12 protein-coding genes are annotated in these 15,805 nt (G+C 28.2%); 1 reads left to right on the top strand and 11 read right to left on the bottom strand.

Annotated elements, in window-relative coordinates; all coding sequences use genetic code 11:
* Window positions 1–310 precede the first annotated feature (310 nt).
* From GOQ29_RS14285 to GOQ29_RS14760, 5 genes are all read right to left on the bottom strand, one after another.
* Window positions 311–1,567, bottom strand: a complete 1,257-nt coding sequence (locus tag GOQ29_RS14285) for a hypothetical protein (protein WP_203373348.1) — start codon at window positions 1,565–1,567, stop codon at window positions 311–313.
* A 496-nt stretch (window positions 1,568–2,063) separates the two neighbouring features.
* Complete coding sequence (locus GOQ29_RS14280) at window positions 2,064–2,930, bottom strand: hypothetical protein (RefSeq protein ID WP_203373347.1); 867 nt, start codon at window positions 2,928–2,930, stop codon at window positions 2,064–2,066.
* A 498-nt stretch (window positions 2,931–3,428) separates the two neighbouring features.
* Entirely contained in the window at window positions 3,429–3,698 is a 270-nt protein-coding gene (locus tag GOQ29_RS14275; protein WP_350446036.1) for a DNA topoisomerase, read from the bottom strand.
* 581 nt (window positions 3,699–4,279) lie between these two features.
* Complete coding sequence (locus tag GOQ29_RS14765) at window positions 4,280–5,059, bottom strand: hypothetical protein (RefSeq protein ID WP_252187649.1); 780 nt, start codon at window positions 5,057–5,059, stop codon at window positions 4,280–4,282.
* Window positions 5,060–5,107: 48 nt separating this feature from the next.
* A complete protein-coding gene (locus tag GOQ29_RS14760; RefSeq protein ID WP_252187648.1) occupies window positions 5,108–5,908 on the bottom strand; it encodes an ATP-binding protein in 801 nt (266 codons plus the stop codon).
* Between the two features lie 121 nt (window positions 5,909–6,029).
* On the opposite strand from GOQ29_RS14760, the gene GOQ29_RS14265 reads away from it, so the two are divergent.
* On the top strand, window positions 6,030–6,248 hold the full coding sequence (locus tag GOQ29_RS14265) for a helix-turn-helix domain-containing protein (protein WP_252187647.1): 219 nt from the start codon (window positions 6,030–6,032) through the stop codon (window positions 6,246–6,248).
* Window positions 6,249–6,259: 11 nt separating this feature from the next.
* Here GOQ29_RS14265 and GOQ29_RS14260 read toward each other — a convergent pair whose 3' ends face one another.
* The 6 genes from GOQ29_RS14260 to GOQ29_RS14235 form a co-directional block, all read right to left on the bottom strand.
* A complete protein-coding gene (locus tag GOQ29_RS14260) occupies window positions 6,260–8,071 on the bottom strand; it encodes an AAA family ATPase (RefSeq protein WP_203373345.1) in 1,812 nt (603 codons plus the stop codon).
* A 233-nt stretch (window positions 8,072–8,304) separates the two neighbouring features.
* Window positions 8,305–11,556, bottom strand: coding sequence for a type I restriction endonuclease subunit R (locus GOQ29_RS14255; protein WP_203373344.1), 3,252 nt, complete (start codon window positions 11,554–11,556; stop codon window positions 8,305–8,307).
* 43 nt (window positions 11,557–11,599) lie between these two features.
* A complete protein-coding gene (locus tag GOQ29_RS14250; RefSeq protein WP_203373343.1) occupies window positions 11,600–11,803 on the bottom strand; it encodes a hypothetical protein in 204 nt (67 codons plus the stop codon).
* A 37-nt stretch (window positions 11,804–11,840) separates the two neighbouring features.
* On the bottom strand, window positions 11,841–13,142 hold the full coding sequence (locus GOQ29_RS14245) for a restriction endonuclease subunit S (RefSeq protein WP_203373342.1): 1,302 nt from the start codon (window positions 13,140–13,142) through the stop codon (window positions 11,841–11,843).
* Window positions 13,132–14,763 carry a class I SAM-dependent DNA methyltransferase gene (locus GOQ29_RS14240; protein WP_203373341.1) on the bottom strand — a complete coding sequence of 544 codons (1,632 nt, stop codon included), beginning with the start codon at window positions 14,761–14,763 and terminating at the stop codon, window positions 13,132–13,134. Before GOQ29_RS14240 ends, GOQ29_RS14245 begins: the two co-directional genes overlap by 11 nt.
* A 20-nt stretch (window positions 14,764–14,783) precedes the next feature.
* Complete coding sequence (locus GOQ29_RS14235) at window positions 14,784–15,377, bottom strand: helix-turn-helix domain-containing protein (protein ID WP_203373340.1); 594 nt, start codon at window positions 15,375–15,377, stop codon at window positions 14,784–14,786.
* Between the last annotated feature and the right edge of the window lie 428 nt (window positions 15,378–15,805).

The following is a 15,805-nucleotide window of genomic DNA, read 5'->3' as shown; positions in this document are numbered from 1 at the left end:
ATTCACATACTTAGTCTTCTGTAATCCTTTATACATATCTTCTTTTAATATTCTTCTTATATATTAAGTACCTATTTTTCTATTTATAAAACCTTTTATAAAAGTTATAATGCTAATGAAAAGTTTTATTAATTATAATTTCATAAAACCTCATTCTAGATTTATAATAGTGTGGCGATAATTACAAAATATAAAAAATAATGAAGAATAAAGTACTAAAAAATACCTTATCCTTGAAATTTAGGTAAATATATAATTTCTGAGTTTTTTTCATAATGAATATTGTTAATTGCTATAGACATTCTTCCTCCTAGAAAGAATTTAATTCAGACACATCCCATGGTATCAATACCCAAGTACCCTCCTTTTCTTCTGGTATTAAGGCCTTTTCATCTTCATCTTGATAAATTATACCAAACTCTAACTCAGCATTCTTTACATTATCTTTAATACTCCACTTCACTTCAATAAGTATTCTTTTAAGTGATATAGCTCTATCCTCAACTTCTTTAATCTTAAACGATATAAATTCTTTATTAGTAAATTGTTGCCTACATAATTTAGGTCTTAGTTTTTCATTTGACTCATATCTATACATATTATTAAGTATCAAAGATAATTTACCATAATTTTTTTCTTTCCAATATTTACGCATATTTATAATAGGTTCTATGCATTTATAGTTGCTATATTCCTGAATATCTCCCGACTCTGGAATATCTCTATTAATTAGAATCTCTTTTCTACTCCATTCACTAATTCTTTTTTTGTCAAACTCATTCTTTCTTATCTGTCTTGCAAGTTCTTTAAATGTAGGTGGCACTGACTCTTGCTTGAATTTTTCTTTTCTATTTTTTTCATTTTTTTTCTTACTCATCCAATCATGAATTGCAAATAATAATGCTAAACATTTACATGATACATATGCATTGTTGTAATTTAAATCCCGTCCGTGCAAAATTCCATTTCTATATGGCATTTCAATTCTTTCATCATTTGTTCTCTTTCTACTTTGGTTAAATGCATTTTTTAGTTTATCTAAAGCTTCATCTGCACCAACTAAACAATCCCAAGCACTAACATCTGTTCCTTCAGCAAAAAATCCTTTTCTTTTTGTATAATCATTAACTATTCCATCAATAATTATAAGGAAGACAGGAACACTAGCATGATATCTTTCATTCATATGATCATCAAATGCTAAGTTAATTAAATTAAATCTACAGATAAATTCTGGATGTGTATTTAATCTATTCTTATTAAATTCAAAATCATTTATATAGTAATCAATTAAGACTTTCTCGGCATTTGCAGCACCTTCTTTTTCATATATTTCATTAGCCTTAAACATAACATTTATGTCAAAGAGATCATATAAAATCCATCCTTTCTTTGAAAAATTTTCATTGAATTTGTTAATACCTTCAACTAATTTATTAAATTGTTTTTCCTGCTGTTTTAATTGATCCTTAACTTTTTTCCCTCCCAAAGGTGCTAAAAATTTAAGCCGATATATATCTTTTTTCATCTTTTTAACACTTGGTAATTCTAAAGCAAAGTTTGACATTGTTATTACTCCCCTTTTTTATACAAAATGCATCTAGATCATCTAACATACACATTATCCTCATTCATAATGGCACTATTTAATCACTTCACTATATTTTAACATTACTAGTCTATTATGAATGCTCCGTTTTCTATCATTAAATGGGACATTCTATAACAATATATAAATAGAATCATATATAAAGTCAGTATTTTGAAATTAAATAACTTCTCTTTCTTCCCCTAGCTTGTCCTTTATCACCACTCTTATATTGCCTCTTTCTATTAAAGTCTTAAGTTCACATAAATATAATATATAATTAATTCACTAGGCTTTTCTTTTCTATATATTGTTTTTAAACCTCAATAAATGCATTAATCGTGTTTCTTAAAAAGTACCCGTATTAAACGAACATCTTATAAACTTATGGTTGATATTTATTAACTGGGGTTATAATAATTCTCCTTTCCATCCAATGTATTATAAATTATGGATAAGAAAATTAAACATTTTATTATTCAGCTTTACTTTTAATACATCCGCAGGTTAATATTTGTCCTCCACAAACTGGGCAAACTTCTAAATCACAATGATATTCAAACATATGATACTTTCCATTTTTAGCTAAGCAATCATGACAATATTCTCTTTCATATATATCTGATATATATTCAACTTTATCTAATTCTCTAAAAAAATCATTTTCAGATCCCATCTTAATTCTTTTGTATTTTTTATTATTAACAGATATATAATGGTGATAATTTTGGTTAGATTCTAATTCTTTTTTAAATTCTTGCAAATTTTCCTTTAAAAAGTCTCGCCCTCTGAAAATAGTAAAATTAGTATCGTTTAAAATATTTTTAAATTTATTGTTTATCTGTTTTTCTAACTTTATATCTTTCCAATGAGAGATTTTTATATAATGACCATAAAAATAACAATGAATTTTGTTATATAATACAAATAAATTTAATAGTTCTTGTCTTAATTGCTCAAAGTGAATGTTTACTTGATAATGTATAAAATCATTACGTAATTTGCTACATTTAATTAAAACTGTTTTATCTTTTTCTTCTATTGTATATTCAGTAAAGTTATTTATACGATTAATAGCATTTATAAAACTAACAGTATGAGCATTATCTAACCTTTGTAAATCAATATTTGTATATATAAGATTTTTATGCTTATCATATAATATTGCCTTTAACATGAGCTCATATGATTGAAGTAGTAATATAAAGGATGTTTTTAGCTTCAGTTTTTCATAATATGTAGTAAGATGATGATCCCCATAATTGATAGCCTTCTCATAAGTATCAATAGAATTTATTAGGTAATCGTATGAATTATTTCTTAAATTAAGTTTCAATTCCATGTTATCCTCTCCTCTTAATAATAATCTAATCCATTAAATACAACATTAATATATTACGATTTCTGATTGTAATGTGTTTTTATTAAAAGCAATCTTATAAAAAATCACTATAATTGATAAGAAAATTAATAGTAGGATAAACACTTACATATTTCTCTCCTACCTTTTAATTAACTATATACAAAAGCTAATTACCTAATATTAAATAAAAATATAAATAATAATTGCCAAAATATAGATATAAATTCATTATATCATATTTTATTTAGCCGATGATTCAGTGAATTGCAAACTCCATTCTTTGTTTGATTTTTACTATTTTCTTTGTATAATAAATGTACTTGTATTTTTTCTAAAAAATCAATATTCTCAACATATACTATAGTTACAAAAGATAAAATCAAACTTTGGCAATGATTTATTACAATTGCTTATATAATTTAAAAATAGATTGCACTATAAGTATCCCTAATTAGTACAGCCTATTTTAAATTTCACTTATTCATTTCCATGGTATTTGATTATATTATAAATTATAAAGGGATTCACTAATTGAGTGTTTCTCATTATATATCCTTCTAGCTTTTTCGTGTACTCATCGGACTGTATCTCTCCATTGGCTATCATTCCTAGGCCTTTCTCCCAGCTGGATGTTAATTCTGGCCTTAAAAGGGATGGAATGGACTGATTTACCACATCATATATTGATTTCCCTAATTTAGTAGGGGTTAATATTTGATCCTCATTATTTATTGAAATGTATTTTATCTTTTGTAATTTTTAAAGTATACCAATCCTTGTGGCAGATGTGCAAATTTATATGGACACTTGCCTTTTGTATAATTTTATCTAACCATTCTATTTACTGTATTGTGATATATTGCCGTTATTTTTAATTTAGACACTCTACAACTCATATTTATATAGCATTTGTCATGCAATCAAATTTTTATATAATAATTTAATAAATTATTTAGACACATTTATTTAAATATAGAATTTTATAAAGGCTTAATTTAACGGAGTAAAATAAATTAAATAAAAAATGTGTTTATGGTAACATAGTACTGGTGCTAATCAGTACTATCCATTCGAGATCATTCTTATATAAATTTTCTATATCCTTATAGCATGGGTCCAATGCTATTCTCTATAACACCATTGAATTACATATTTAAGACATAGATAATTTTAGTATTCAACAATTATTTTCACTTTGTTTATGTTAATGTGTAAGTATAAGTAAATGTATTTATTGATTACAAAGGCAGTTCCACACATAACTTTAAACATTATCCTTATCTATAATTAATTTGAATCATCTATAACTATATACCGACATGCAATTTTTAAATTTTTCTTATTTTATTTATTACTGATTTTAGCTCTATAATAGGAATTACTTTTTGGGCTCCATATTTTAGAATCCATTTTTCGCCTTCCTTTTTTAACACTAATACATTGCCATCTCTTAATCTCTTTTTTTCATTTATATCTAAGTCAACATCCCAGCATACAACATAATCAAATGTTTCATAAGGATGGTCATGCTTAAATAATGAACTTAATTTATACTCAATTTCTACTAAGACTTTATTATTTTCATTATCTATACATATCATATCAGTTGTAGATTGATGTGAATACTGTCCTATTTTCTTAATATATTTTATCTCATTTTTCATTTCACTATTTGAAATTAAAGACGTAAATAGCAAAGAAACTTGCGATTCATTATCTGGACTTTTTAATATTGGAATTTCACTTATATTCAGATTTGCTATTGTATCAAATTTTTCTAATCTTAACTGAATCTCATTTTTTTTATCTCTTATTGCCTTATCTATTTCTTCATATTTTCTTAGTTTAAAGTAACTTTCTTCAGCAATAGGCATTATTTCCTCTTCTATTATTTTCCTAGCTCTTTCAAGAACCCATTTTACTTTAGGGTCATCTTCATTAGAAATATTATTCCTATCTGCTGTCAATTCAAATGTTTGAGAATTAATAAGAATATCAAAGTGATGATAATTTGGATTTGTCGTTAAATCATTTCTCTTTACTATCGGAATAAAATCTTTGGCTAAATATATCCCAAATCTTGATTTAAGTGTTTCTCCCTGCCTCAATTTAACTACTTTTTTTCTACAATTAATTCCTGCAATTATACCATATATTTAAAAAGATACATACTCTCCATTTATATTAGTGGGTTCATGAAAAGGACCAAAGTGTCTACAATAATTAACTGATTTTTTATACACTTTTTTGTGTTTGTCATCGGTTGGATTTTCTTGTGGTGGATGAAATGGATGTACTCCCGAAATCTCTTCTTTAGATCCTAATATGTGGTCTTCTAAAAAGATTCTTGGTGCTATTTGCATGTTATGTACATATTTATTTAACTCAGAACAATTTGCAAAATAAGTTTTAAAACTACCAGCAGCAGTAAACCATACTATATAATCTTTTACTGTTTCAAAATTGAAATATTTTTCAGGATTATCAATTATATATCCTTCTATTCTAACAGTGGTTCCTCTTCTACCTGTCTGTGGATCTATATTTTTGATATTATACTCAGGTAATTTATTATTACATAAATTTTTCCAGGGTTCTTTCATTTCTACTTTAAAGGCGTCATTCTCACTTGTCTGTGTTAATAATACAATTCCTTCACTTTTAAAAAATGTTTTTGTTCCTAAACCTTTTTCCCCTATTCCCGGCTTTCTTTTTATTGAATCGCCCAAATTAAAAAACCTATGAATATCATATATATTCATACCTACACCATCATCTTGAATCTCTAGGATGAATCTTCCATCATCACTTCTTGATATTATAATTGAAATAGTTTTTGATTCTGCATCATGTGAATTACTAATTGCTTCTCTTATAACCTCTAAAGGATTCACTAAATTTTGAGCTATTTCTTTAAATAACGATATATCTTTTACTTTAGGTTTGTAACTTTTCATATAATTCACCCCTCATATAATAAAAAACATACAAAAATACTATAATGTGTGATAATCACACATTATAGTATTATCTTTCCATTAAAATTAATACATAATATTTTATTTTAGGATGATTATAATGGAAAAAAGAAACATTTTGGGTCATAAAATAAAAAAAATAAGAAAACAAAAAAGAATAACCCAAGAACAATTAACAGCTAGATTAAATGTACAAGGTATTGAGATTGACAGACCTATGATTACAAAAATTGAGAATCACACTAGATATTTACTAGATTATGAAATAAAGGCAATTGTTAAAGCTTTAAATATTGATTATAATGAGTTATTTGAATAATTACAATTTATTTAATCTATACCTAATTTATAAAATAAATTTTTAAATTTTGAAATCGTATTATCTTCTACATCAATCTCTTTCATTTTTAATTTGCTACAGAATTCTTTTGCAGATAACATCTTGGTTTCACTTGTTCCATCATATGGAATAGCAAGATTATTATAGTCATTTTCACTTATCAAAGATTCAATAGTTTTTGGAAAAGATTTCATTTCTTTTTCATTAGGTTCAGTCTTACAATTAACAAAATATATTTTACTTATTAGTTCCTCATCAAGTTTATTAACTAAAACATTATATTCAGCTTCTCCTTGCTTATCATAATCTAATAGTATCTTAAAATCACATCCCCATCCTATTAAAATTGATACAATTCTATTTATATTATTAACTCCAGCTGATGGAATGATATTTGGTTTATCGTTAATTTCTAAATAATCCAACATAGCATTAATATACATATAATCTGAAATACCTTCCGTAATAATATTACATTTACTAGAGGGACCAATATTAAATTTTAAATCTGATCCAATTGCATTAACTAATGGTGAAAGAGTTTCCATTTTTGAATCATTCGACAGCCTTTGATTATAAGCATTTTTATATATCTTAGTATTTCCGTCACTATCTTTTTCTATTGCTCTAATGTTTGTAATATCTCGATTATTTATCATATATGGTGAGTGTGTTGTATAAAGTATTTGGTTATTATTATTTGCTAAATCTTTGAATAAATCTAGCAACTTTTTTTGCGCATTTACGTGCAAATGTACTCCTGGTTCATCAAGTAAAAATAATATTGGGAAATTTTTATAGTCATGAGATCTTATGTCTAAGAATAAACTTAGATACCATCGTAGACCATTACTTCTTTCACTTAAATCCGTTATTTTATCACCTGTAGAAAAACATATTGTAAATATCATATTATCATAATCAATTTCAAATAAAATTTTTTCTTGTTTATAAAATTTATTAAATTGTTCTTCAATGTTTTCTTTAATCTTTTCACCAATTTTATTCCTAATCGTTTTCTTCTCCCCTAAAGAAGATGCTTCAAAAGCTCCTATTATTTCACTTTCCGAGATTTTTGCTACTGACAAAAACCTATTAAAAATATGGTCTGGTTCATTTATTATATTCTTTATTTCATCATACTTATACCTAGCGCTCAGTTGTCTATCTTTTTCTCTGTAATAAATACGTGGTAATAAATTATAATAATGTTCTAAAGTACTAATTATATTATCTATTGTTTTTATCACATATTCTTTATTGTCATAGTCTTTAATTATCCACTTTTTTAAATTGTTTAATTTCATGTTATGATTAGTAAAAATTTGTGAAGAAATATTTACTAACTCATTACAATAATTAGATATATGCTTTAAACGATTTGTATCATTTCCCCATAGTTTCCTATTGTTCTTACTCTCAATAAGCTTATTAATTAACGAAGTCAATAATGAATCATTTTTAATTAATTTAGCAAAACCACCTTCAATATTAATTGTTGATGAGTCTAAAAAACTTATTCTAGATTTTTCTTGACTTATATTATATTTGGATAATTCATACTTATAAAATTCCATATCTACCAAAACAGATATTTCTTCGTTTGAACCTCGATTCTTATTAGCTAAATAAATACTATCTAAAGGTTTATTAAAAGATAATTTAGCTACTGCTTCTAAAATATTACTTTTTCCAGATTCATTTTTCCCTATTAAAGCTGTTATATTCGGGTCTAAAAACAAGTAATTATTTTCATTTCCTATAGATTTATAATTATTTATCTTATATCCTGTAACTATCAAACTGCTTCACTCCTCATCACATTTATAAAAGATGTTGATAACCTTTATTTTTTAATTACAACAAGATAAAAAGTATATAGTAAATTTACTATATACTTTTTTATCTTGAACGTTGAGTATCGTGTTTTACATTAATCCTTTAAATAAGATTATTCTATTTAAATTTGAACTAAGCACTATTCTAATTAATTTAAATTTTACTATAGATAAAACCTATTAATATAGTTTGTATCTCAATCCATTAAATAATCCTGGTCATCCTCTGCCACCATGCCATACTGGATGTCCTCTAAGCTGACATTTCCACACATCTTCTCGGCCTGCTTCATTACAACAGCTAGGGCTTTTTTAGCTTGCTTTGGAGGATAATCATATTTTTTAAGTAATCTCTTTATAATTCTTCTCATACCAGCTTGAGCACTTTTTCTAATGCCCCAGTCAATGGTTATATTACTTCTAATAGCATAGGTTAATTCTTGTGCTATTTTCTTAAGGGTTTCATCTTCCATTAAATCCTTAACTATTTCATCAGCAGTTAAAACATCATAGAAAGCTATCTCATCATCATTTAGACCTAGATCCTTTTCCTCTTCCTTTGCAGACTTCATTTCATGGGCCATTTTTATAAGTTCTTCTATAACTTCTGCATTGGTAATGGCTTGATTACGATATTTATTGAGGGCTTTTTTGAGTTTATCAGAGTATTTCTCTGATTTTACTAGATTTCTCTTTTCCATGGTCTTTATATTGCCTTCTAATAGTTTTTTAAGCATTTCTACTGCTAAGTTTTTATGCTTGATTTCCTTTACTTCTTCTAGGAATTTTTCAGATAAAATTGAAACCTCTGGTCTTTTCAGTCCCATAGTATCAAATACATCTATCACATCCTCTGATATTATAGAACGTTCTAACATTTGATTTACCCTTGCTTCTATTTCCTTTTTAGACTTCCTATTAGGATCCTTTTCCTTTAATTTAGTCAAACTTGCCTTTACTGCCTTAAAATAACTTACTTCTAGAGCCTTCTTTTTACCCTCATCTGTAGCAGCACATAGGGAATGGGCCTTAGCTAACTCTATAGCTATCTGCTTAAATTCCTTTTGCTCCTCCTCTGACTTTCCAAGGATAAAATCCATTCCCCCAGCAATAGCTCTCATTCTTTCAACTTTAGAATCACCCATATAATTAGAATAGTCAAATCCATGCATCATATCCTGAAGTATCTCCAATTTTTCTAACATGATGGATACAGCAACGGAGGTATCTATTCCGGTGTTTTTCTTATCAGAATCTGTATACTGTTTCAATGCTCTCTTTAAACTTTCTAAAATTCCTAGATAATCTACTACTACTCCACCGGATTTATTTTTAAATACCCTATTTACCCTGGCAATGGCTTGCATTAGATTATGACCTTTCATAGGTTTGTCTATATACATGGTATGCATGGAAGGTACATCAAATCCAGTTAGCCACATATCTCTGACAATAACAATCTTTAGTTCATCATTATTGTCCTTCATCCTTTTAGCCAGGGTATCTCTCCTTCTCTTGCCTCCAGTATGTTTCTGTAATTTTTCATTATCTGATGCACTGCCAGTCATCACTACCTTAATCTTACCTTTATCCACATCATCACTATGCCAACTAGGTCTTAAATGTACTATTTCATCATATAATTCTGCACATATTCTTCTACTCATGCATACAACCATGGCTTTTCCATCTATGGTTTTGGTTTTTTCTTCATAGTGATTTACTATATCTTCAGCTAATTTTTTGATTCTATTAGGAGATCCTACTATTGCTTCTAATCTGGACCATTTGGTTTTATTCTTTTCCCTTTCAAAATCCTCTTGACCTTCTGTTACTTCTTCAAATTCATCGTCTATCTTCTTCAATTCATTCTCATCAGTTTCTAATTTAATAATTCTATTTTCATAATATATCTTTACTGTGGCCTCATCCTCAACAGCTCTAGTCATATCATAAATATCAATATAGTTACCAAATACTGCCGGTGTGGATTTATCCTCCAACTCTATAGGAGTACCGGTAAATCCTATAAAAGATGCATTAGGTAGAGCATCCCTTAAATACTTAGCATATCCATATTTAACATCCCCTGTTTTCATCTCTGTTTTCGCCTTCAGTCCATATTGACTTCTATGGGCTTCATCTGCTATGACTATAACATTTCTTCTATCGGTAAGAACAGGCATATCTCCTTCTTCAGGCTTAAACTTTTGTATAGTGGTAAATATTATACCTCCAGATTCCCTTTCATTTAGGAGATCAAATAGACCATTAACTTCCTTAGAATTTTCCTTTGCTTGACTACTCTTTTGTCCTTCAGTCAACTTTCTAACATTGGCCTGCTTTGGAGTCTGTCTTAAAATATCCTCTGACTTGGTAAAGATAGTAAACAATTGATCATCTAAATCATTTCTATCGGTTATTACAACTATAGTAGGATTATTTAACTCCCGTACTAATCCTGATGTATAAAATACCATAGAAAAACTCTTTCCAGATCCTTGGGTATGCCATATTACCCCTATTTTTCTATCTCCATCTTCAGTAGTGGCTTCCTTAGTCTTTTCAATAGCCTTTTTCACTGCATAATACTGATGATAGGCTGATAATATCTTTATAATAGTTTTGTTATCTCCTATTTTATTACCTGCTTGATCCCTGGCTTCTTCCTTAGATTCTTGAAATAATAGGAAATTACGAGTAATATCTAATAATCTATCCTTAGCAAGCATACCACTAAATAACACTTCATATTGGGGTTTTGACAATGGCTCAACTGTTTCACCATCAATACTTCTCCAATTCATAAACCACTCTTCACTGGAAGTGATAGTTCCTGCCTTGGCATTTATACCATCGGATAATATACAAAAGGCATTATAATTAAAAAGTGTAGGAATATCATTTTTATAGGTCTGTATCTGATTATATGCCTCTTCAATTCCTGCATTTTCATCACTGGCTGATTTTAATTCTATTACCACAAGGGGAATTCCATTTACAAATATAATTAAATCTGGCCTTCTCTCTTCCTTTTCAATAATGGTAAATTGATTGGTTGCTAAGAAATCATTGTTATCAGGGTTTTCAAAATCTATAATAAAGGCTCTCTTAGTTCTTATATTATTTCCATCCTTATAGGATACCTCTATACCTTCCACCATTAATTTGTGAAAGTATCTATTATTCTCCGTCAAACTAGGACTGTTAAAAGTAATGATCTGTCTATATGCATCTTCCAATGCCTCTTCTGGTAAATCTCTATTTATACTAAATAGGGCATCCCTTACCCTCTGTTCCAATATAACCTCATGATAATCCTTTCTTTCTGGATAATTACCATCACAGGATATATCTGGAGCAAATACATAGTCATATCCCAATCCCTGTAATATCTCTATGGCAGCTTCCTCTAAAAAATCTTCGGTAAAATTTTCATGTAAACTCAAGTCCATACCCCCTTTTGTTGAATTGAGAATTGATAATTCTCCATTATTTAAAAAGTTTCTTCAATAACTTAAAAATGTCAAATGTTGTTCTATTATATACCTTGTTATAAGCATATTTCTTAGGATTTCTAACCCATCCATAGCCCTTAGGCATCTTCAATCCTGCTCTATGAACAATCTGTCTTTTAATACTGGTCCTTGCAGCTATTCTCTTCTTCAAACTTGGCTTTCTCATGCCAAATTTCATAATAGATGACCTCCTCATTTTGAATTTAAAAATTTTTTTAATTCTCCATTTCTAATTCTTCATTATTTAAAGGTACTCTAATTTCTCTTGACATAAGTTTTGGTAGTAGGGTGTCACGGAGATTTTGTAATTTTCTATTTTCTTCATCATACTTATGTTCTGAATTTTCTATTGCATTTTCTATATTTAAGAATTCATTTAAAATACTATCATTTGGGAATGCTATCTTTAAATTTCTGAAATCTGTTTTATTGAACTTCATCTGAGCAGATCCACTTGTTATTGTTTTGAGCATATATTGTCCATATTTTGACTTGAATAATCTATAAAAATAATAATTTAGCCTTGAATTAATTTCTGATTTTAACATAATAACATTATTACCTAAAGTCATTGGCATTTCAAGTTCAGGACATAAATAAACACTTCCAACATCAGCAACATTTGATATTATTACTTCATCACCATATAGTTTAGTTTTAGATAAAAATTCATATGAGTGCTTATCTACATATTTCATTCCAGATTTAAATTTATTTTTCAAATCAGTATTTCGTATAAAAACTGCATATTCTTGTTCTTCTGATAAGGTTACATTGTCTTTTAAAGATTTAAAGCTACCATTTGCTACATAATCAGAAGTAAAAAGATTTAGTTCCAGTAATTTTTTCACTTCCCACCCTTTAGGAATCATACCCAATTCACTTTCTACCATTTCTCCACCACTAGATTTATATGGTTGCCCATCTTCATTTGGAAATTCAAAATCTACGAACCAATGTTTGAAAATTTCTTGAGCCATTTCTTCTTGCTTTTTATTAATTTGATTATTAATTTCAATTTTTTCGTCTAGGGTTGAAAGTATATTTGCAATTGCTTTTTGTTCTGATAGTGGTGGTAAATTTATTGTATAATTTTTGACTATATCAGTCTTTAAATTTCTAAATACGCTTCCATTTGATAATCTTAATAATCTTTCTCTCTCATTAATGAAACTATAATATAAATATAACTTTTCTACACCATCAAATTCATCGACTATCAACCAACCATCATGTACACATGCATCTATTCCCATAATTTTTGGAAGACCTGGTGTTGCACTATTTGACAAAATTAATGTTCCAGACTCAATATACCTACTCTTTTTCTTTCCTTCTATTTTAATATATTGTTTAGTTTCATTTATAAATCTTGAATTTAATGATGTTGCATCTGCGATTTTAACCCAAGGTATGCCTGAATCTCTAATATAATCTTTAATAGGTCTAGGAGATGCTCCTCTTCGTATTCTACAAAGATTACTTATTTTTATACTTTTCCACTCATTAGATCTCATACCCAATACCTCCTAGATTCTCCCTTATCTCTTCCTCTAGGTCTCTTGATTTTTTAAATAACTGACTTAACTCTGATGTTAAGTTCTCCATTTTTTCTTCAAAGGGTATTCCATCATCTTCTACTTCTTCTATTCCTACATATCTCCCGGGGGTTAATACATATTCATTTCCCTTTACTTCTTCAAGGGTAGATGATTTAGAGAATCCTTTTATATCTTCATACGTTTTATATTCAACACTTTCTTCTGCTACAAGGGGTAATTCATCTTCATTAGTAGTATATAGAGATCTTTTATTCTTATTATTTTTTAATTCTTCATTCTTAATTTTCAATTCTCCATTATCTAAGTTTCTCCAGTTATGATATGTTTCTGCTATTTTATTTATATCTTCATCATTCAATTCTCTATGACGTCTATCTATCATTTCTCCTAGGTGTCTAGCATCTATGAATAATATCTCTTTTTCTCTACTTCTAAATTTAGGATTGTTCTTTTTATTTCTATTAAGTATCCATAGGGATACTGGTATTCCTGTGGAATAGAATAATTTATCTGGCAATGCAACTATGGCATCTACTAGGTCTGATTCCAGTAGATTCTTTCTTATTTCTCCTTCATTTGATGTATTACTGCTTAATGCTCCATTGGCAAGAACTATTCCTGCACTGCCATTTGGTGATAAGTGATAGACCATATGTTGAAGCCAAGCATAGTTTGCATTTCCTGCTGGTGGTGCTCCATATTTCCATCTCACATCATCTACTAAATCTCCTCCACCCCAGTCACTGATATTAAAGGGTGGGTTTGCCAAGATATAGTCTGCTTTCAATGTTTTATGTAAGTCATTGTGGAAGGTGTCATCATGGTGAGAACCTAAATTAGCATCTAATCCTCTAATAGCAAGATTCATCTTACATAGTTTCCAAGTTATAGCATTTAATTCCTGACCATAGATCGAAAGATTTTCTATTTTACCCTGATGCTCTTCTACGAATTTTTCACTTTGTACAAACATGCCTCCACTACCACAACATGGGTCGTAAATTCTTCCCTTATAAGGTTCTATCATCTCTACCAATGTCTTAACTACAGATGTAGGGGTATAGAATTCTCCTCCCCCCTTACCTTCTGCACTGGCAAATTTACCTAAGAAGTATTCATATACTCTACCTAATAAGTCCTTTTCACCATTTTTGTGAAGCTTGATTGTAGATATTAAATCTATTAGCTCTCCTAGTCTTCTCTTATCCAATTCTGGTCTTGCATATCTCTTTGTCAGTACTCCTTTTAGAGTTGGATTTTCCTTTTCTATTAAAATCATGGCATCGTCTATGTATTGACCTATTTTAGGATCCTTTGCACTATCCTTTATATAATCCCATCTAGCTTCCTTTGGAACCCAGAATATATTTTCATATGTGTATTCATCCCTGTCTTCTTCAAATCCTTCCCCTTCTTCTACTAACTCATTATATTTAGTTTCGAATTTATCGGATATGTACTTTAAAAATAAAAGTCCTAATACTACATGTTTATACTCTGAGGCATCCATACTACCCCTTAATTTATCTGCTGATTTCCACAATGTTTCTTCAAATCCAATATTTCCTGTTGCCATTGTCCAATTCCTCCCTCTGTTTAATAATTATGATCATCAAATACTTCAAAAATTTCCCCTTCAAAACCATCTTGTTCTGGCTCGCTAGTTACCCAATCAGGTAATACTTCATAGTAATGAGCCAAGGCTTCAATAGTCTTATTAAATACTGGTTCATGTACTACATTTTCCAGTAACTGAATAATTAGTTTATAAGTATCCATATAAGGATTTTTATCTAATATATCTAATGCTTGTTTGAATTTTTCAACTAATTTTGCCTTCTCTATACTTCTTTCGATAGAGTTTATCTCTTCTTTATCATATACTGGTACATCAACTAAATCATTTACTTCTCCAATCACAAACTGTTCTTCATGTTTTTTTATAACTGGCTTTAAATCCTTTTTTAATTTTTCCTTTTGAATTTCTAGCTTTTCTATCTCTGATAATTCTTTATTGAAATACTCTTGATTCAATCCAAAAAACTCTTCTAATATGGGGAGATATTTTTTTGGTATTTTTTGTTTTCTTTTAACCCATAAATTTATATTCTGTTTTTTTATTCCTAGGTTTTCTGCTAAATCCACATGGGGCATATTATATAAACCCAGAATATATTCTAATCCTATCAATAATCCACCCCCATATAATTTTATTGTCTTAGTCAATATACTATTATTATAATCCAGTTTATTGTCTTAGTCAATCATAAAATAATATTATTTGGAATTAATGTAATATAAATATTTATAATTAAAAAAGAACACCTGACTTTAGCCAAATGTTCTTTGGGATATTAAATTTCAGATACATTATTTTAACTATTTATTCTTAATATTTTTGTATTTTAATATTATCAAGTTTATATTGATACTTAATTTGTATCTATATGATCCTCACAATTTTCCTAAAGCATAACGTTAGCATTTTTATAGTATTTATTTGAAGCTATCTTTGTAAAATTATAAAAAATAATATTATTTAATACGATCTAAACTTTTAATCTCTATAGCACCATTTTTATTTTCATTCAATTCTAAGGATGCTTTACGTTTCTCCT

This window comes from Anaeromonas gelatinilytica (assembly GCF_016820635.1).
GTDB lineage: Bacteria > Bacillota > Clostridia > Tissierellales > SIT17 > Anaeromonas > Anaeromonas gelatinilytica.
This window is presented reverse-complemented; position numbering and strand designations above follow the sequence as displayed.

Coding starts and splice junctions, on each gene's coding strand:
- GOQ29_RS14285 (WP_203373348.1), bottom strand. CDS start 1,567: ATGTCAAACTTTGCTTTAGAATTACCAAGTGTTAAAAAGATGAAAAAA.
- GOQ29_RS14280 (WP_203373347.1), bottom strand. CDS start 2,930: ATGGAATTGAAACTTAATTTAAGAAATAATTCATACGATTACCTAATA.
- GOQ29_RS14760 (WP_252187648.1), bottom strand. CDS start 5,908: ATGAAAAGTTACAAACCTAAAGTAAAAGATATATCGTTATTTAAAGAA.
- GOQ29_RS14265 (WP_252187647.1), top strand. CDS start 6,030: ATGGAAAAAAGAAACATTTTGGGTCATAAAATAAAAAAAATAAGAAAA.
- GOQ29_RS14250 (WP_203373343.1), bottom strand. CDS start 11,803: ATGAAATTTGGCATGAGAAAGCCAAGTTTGAAGAAGAGAATAGCTGCA.
- GOQ29_RS14245 (WP_203373342.1), bottom strand. CDS start 13,142: ATGAGATCTAATGAGTGGAAAAGTATAAAAATAAGTAATCTTTGTAGA.
- GOQ29_RS14240 (WP_203373341.1), bottom strand. CDS start 14,763: ATGGCAACAGGAAATATTGGATTTGAAGAAACATTGTGGAAATCAGCA.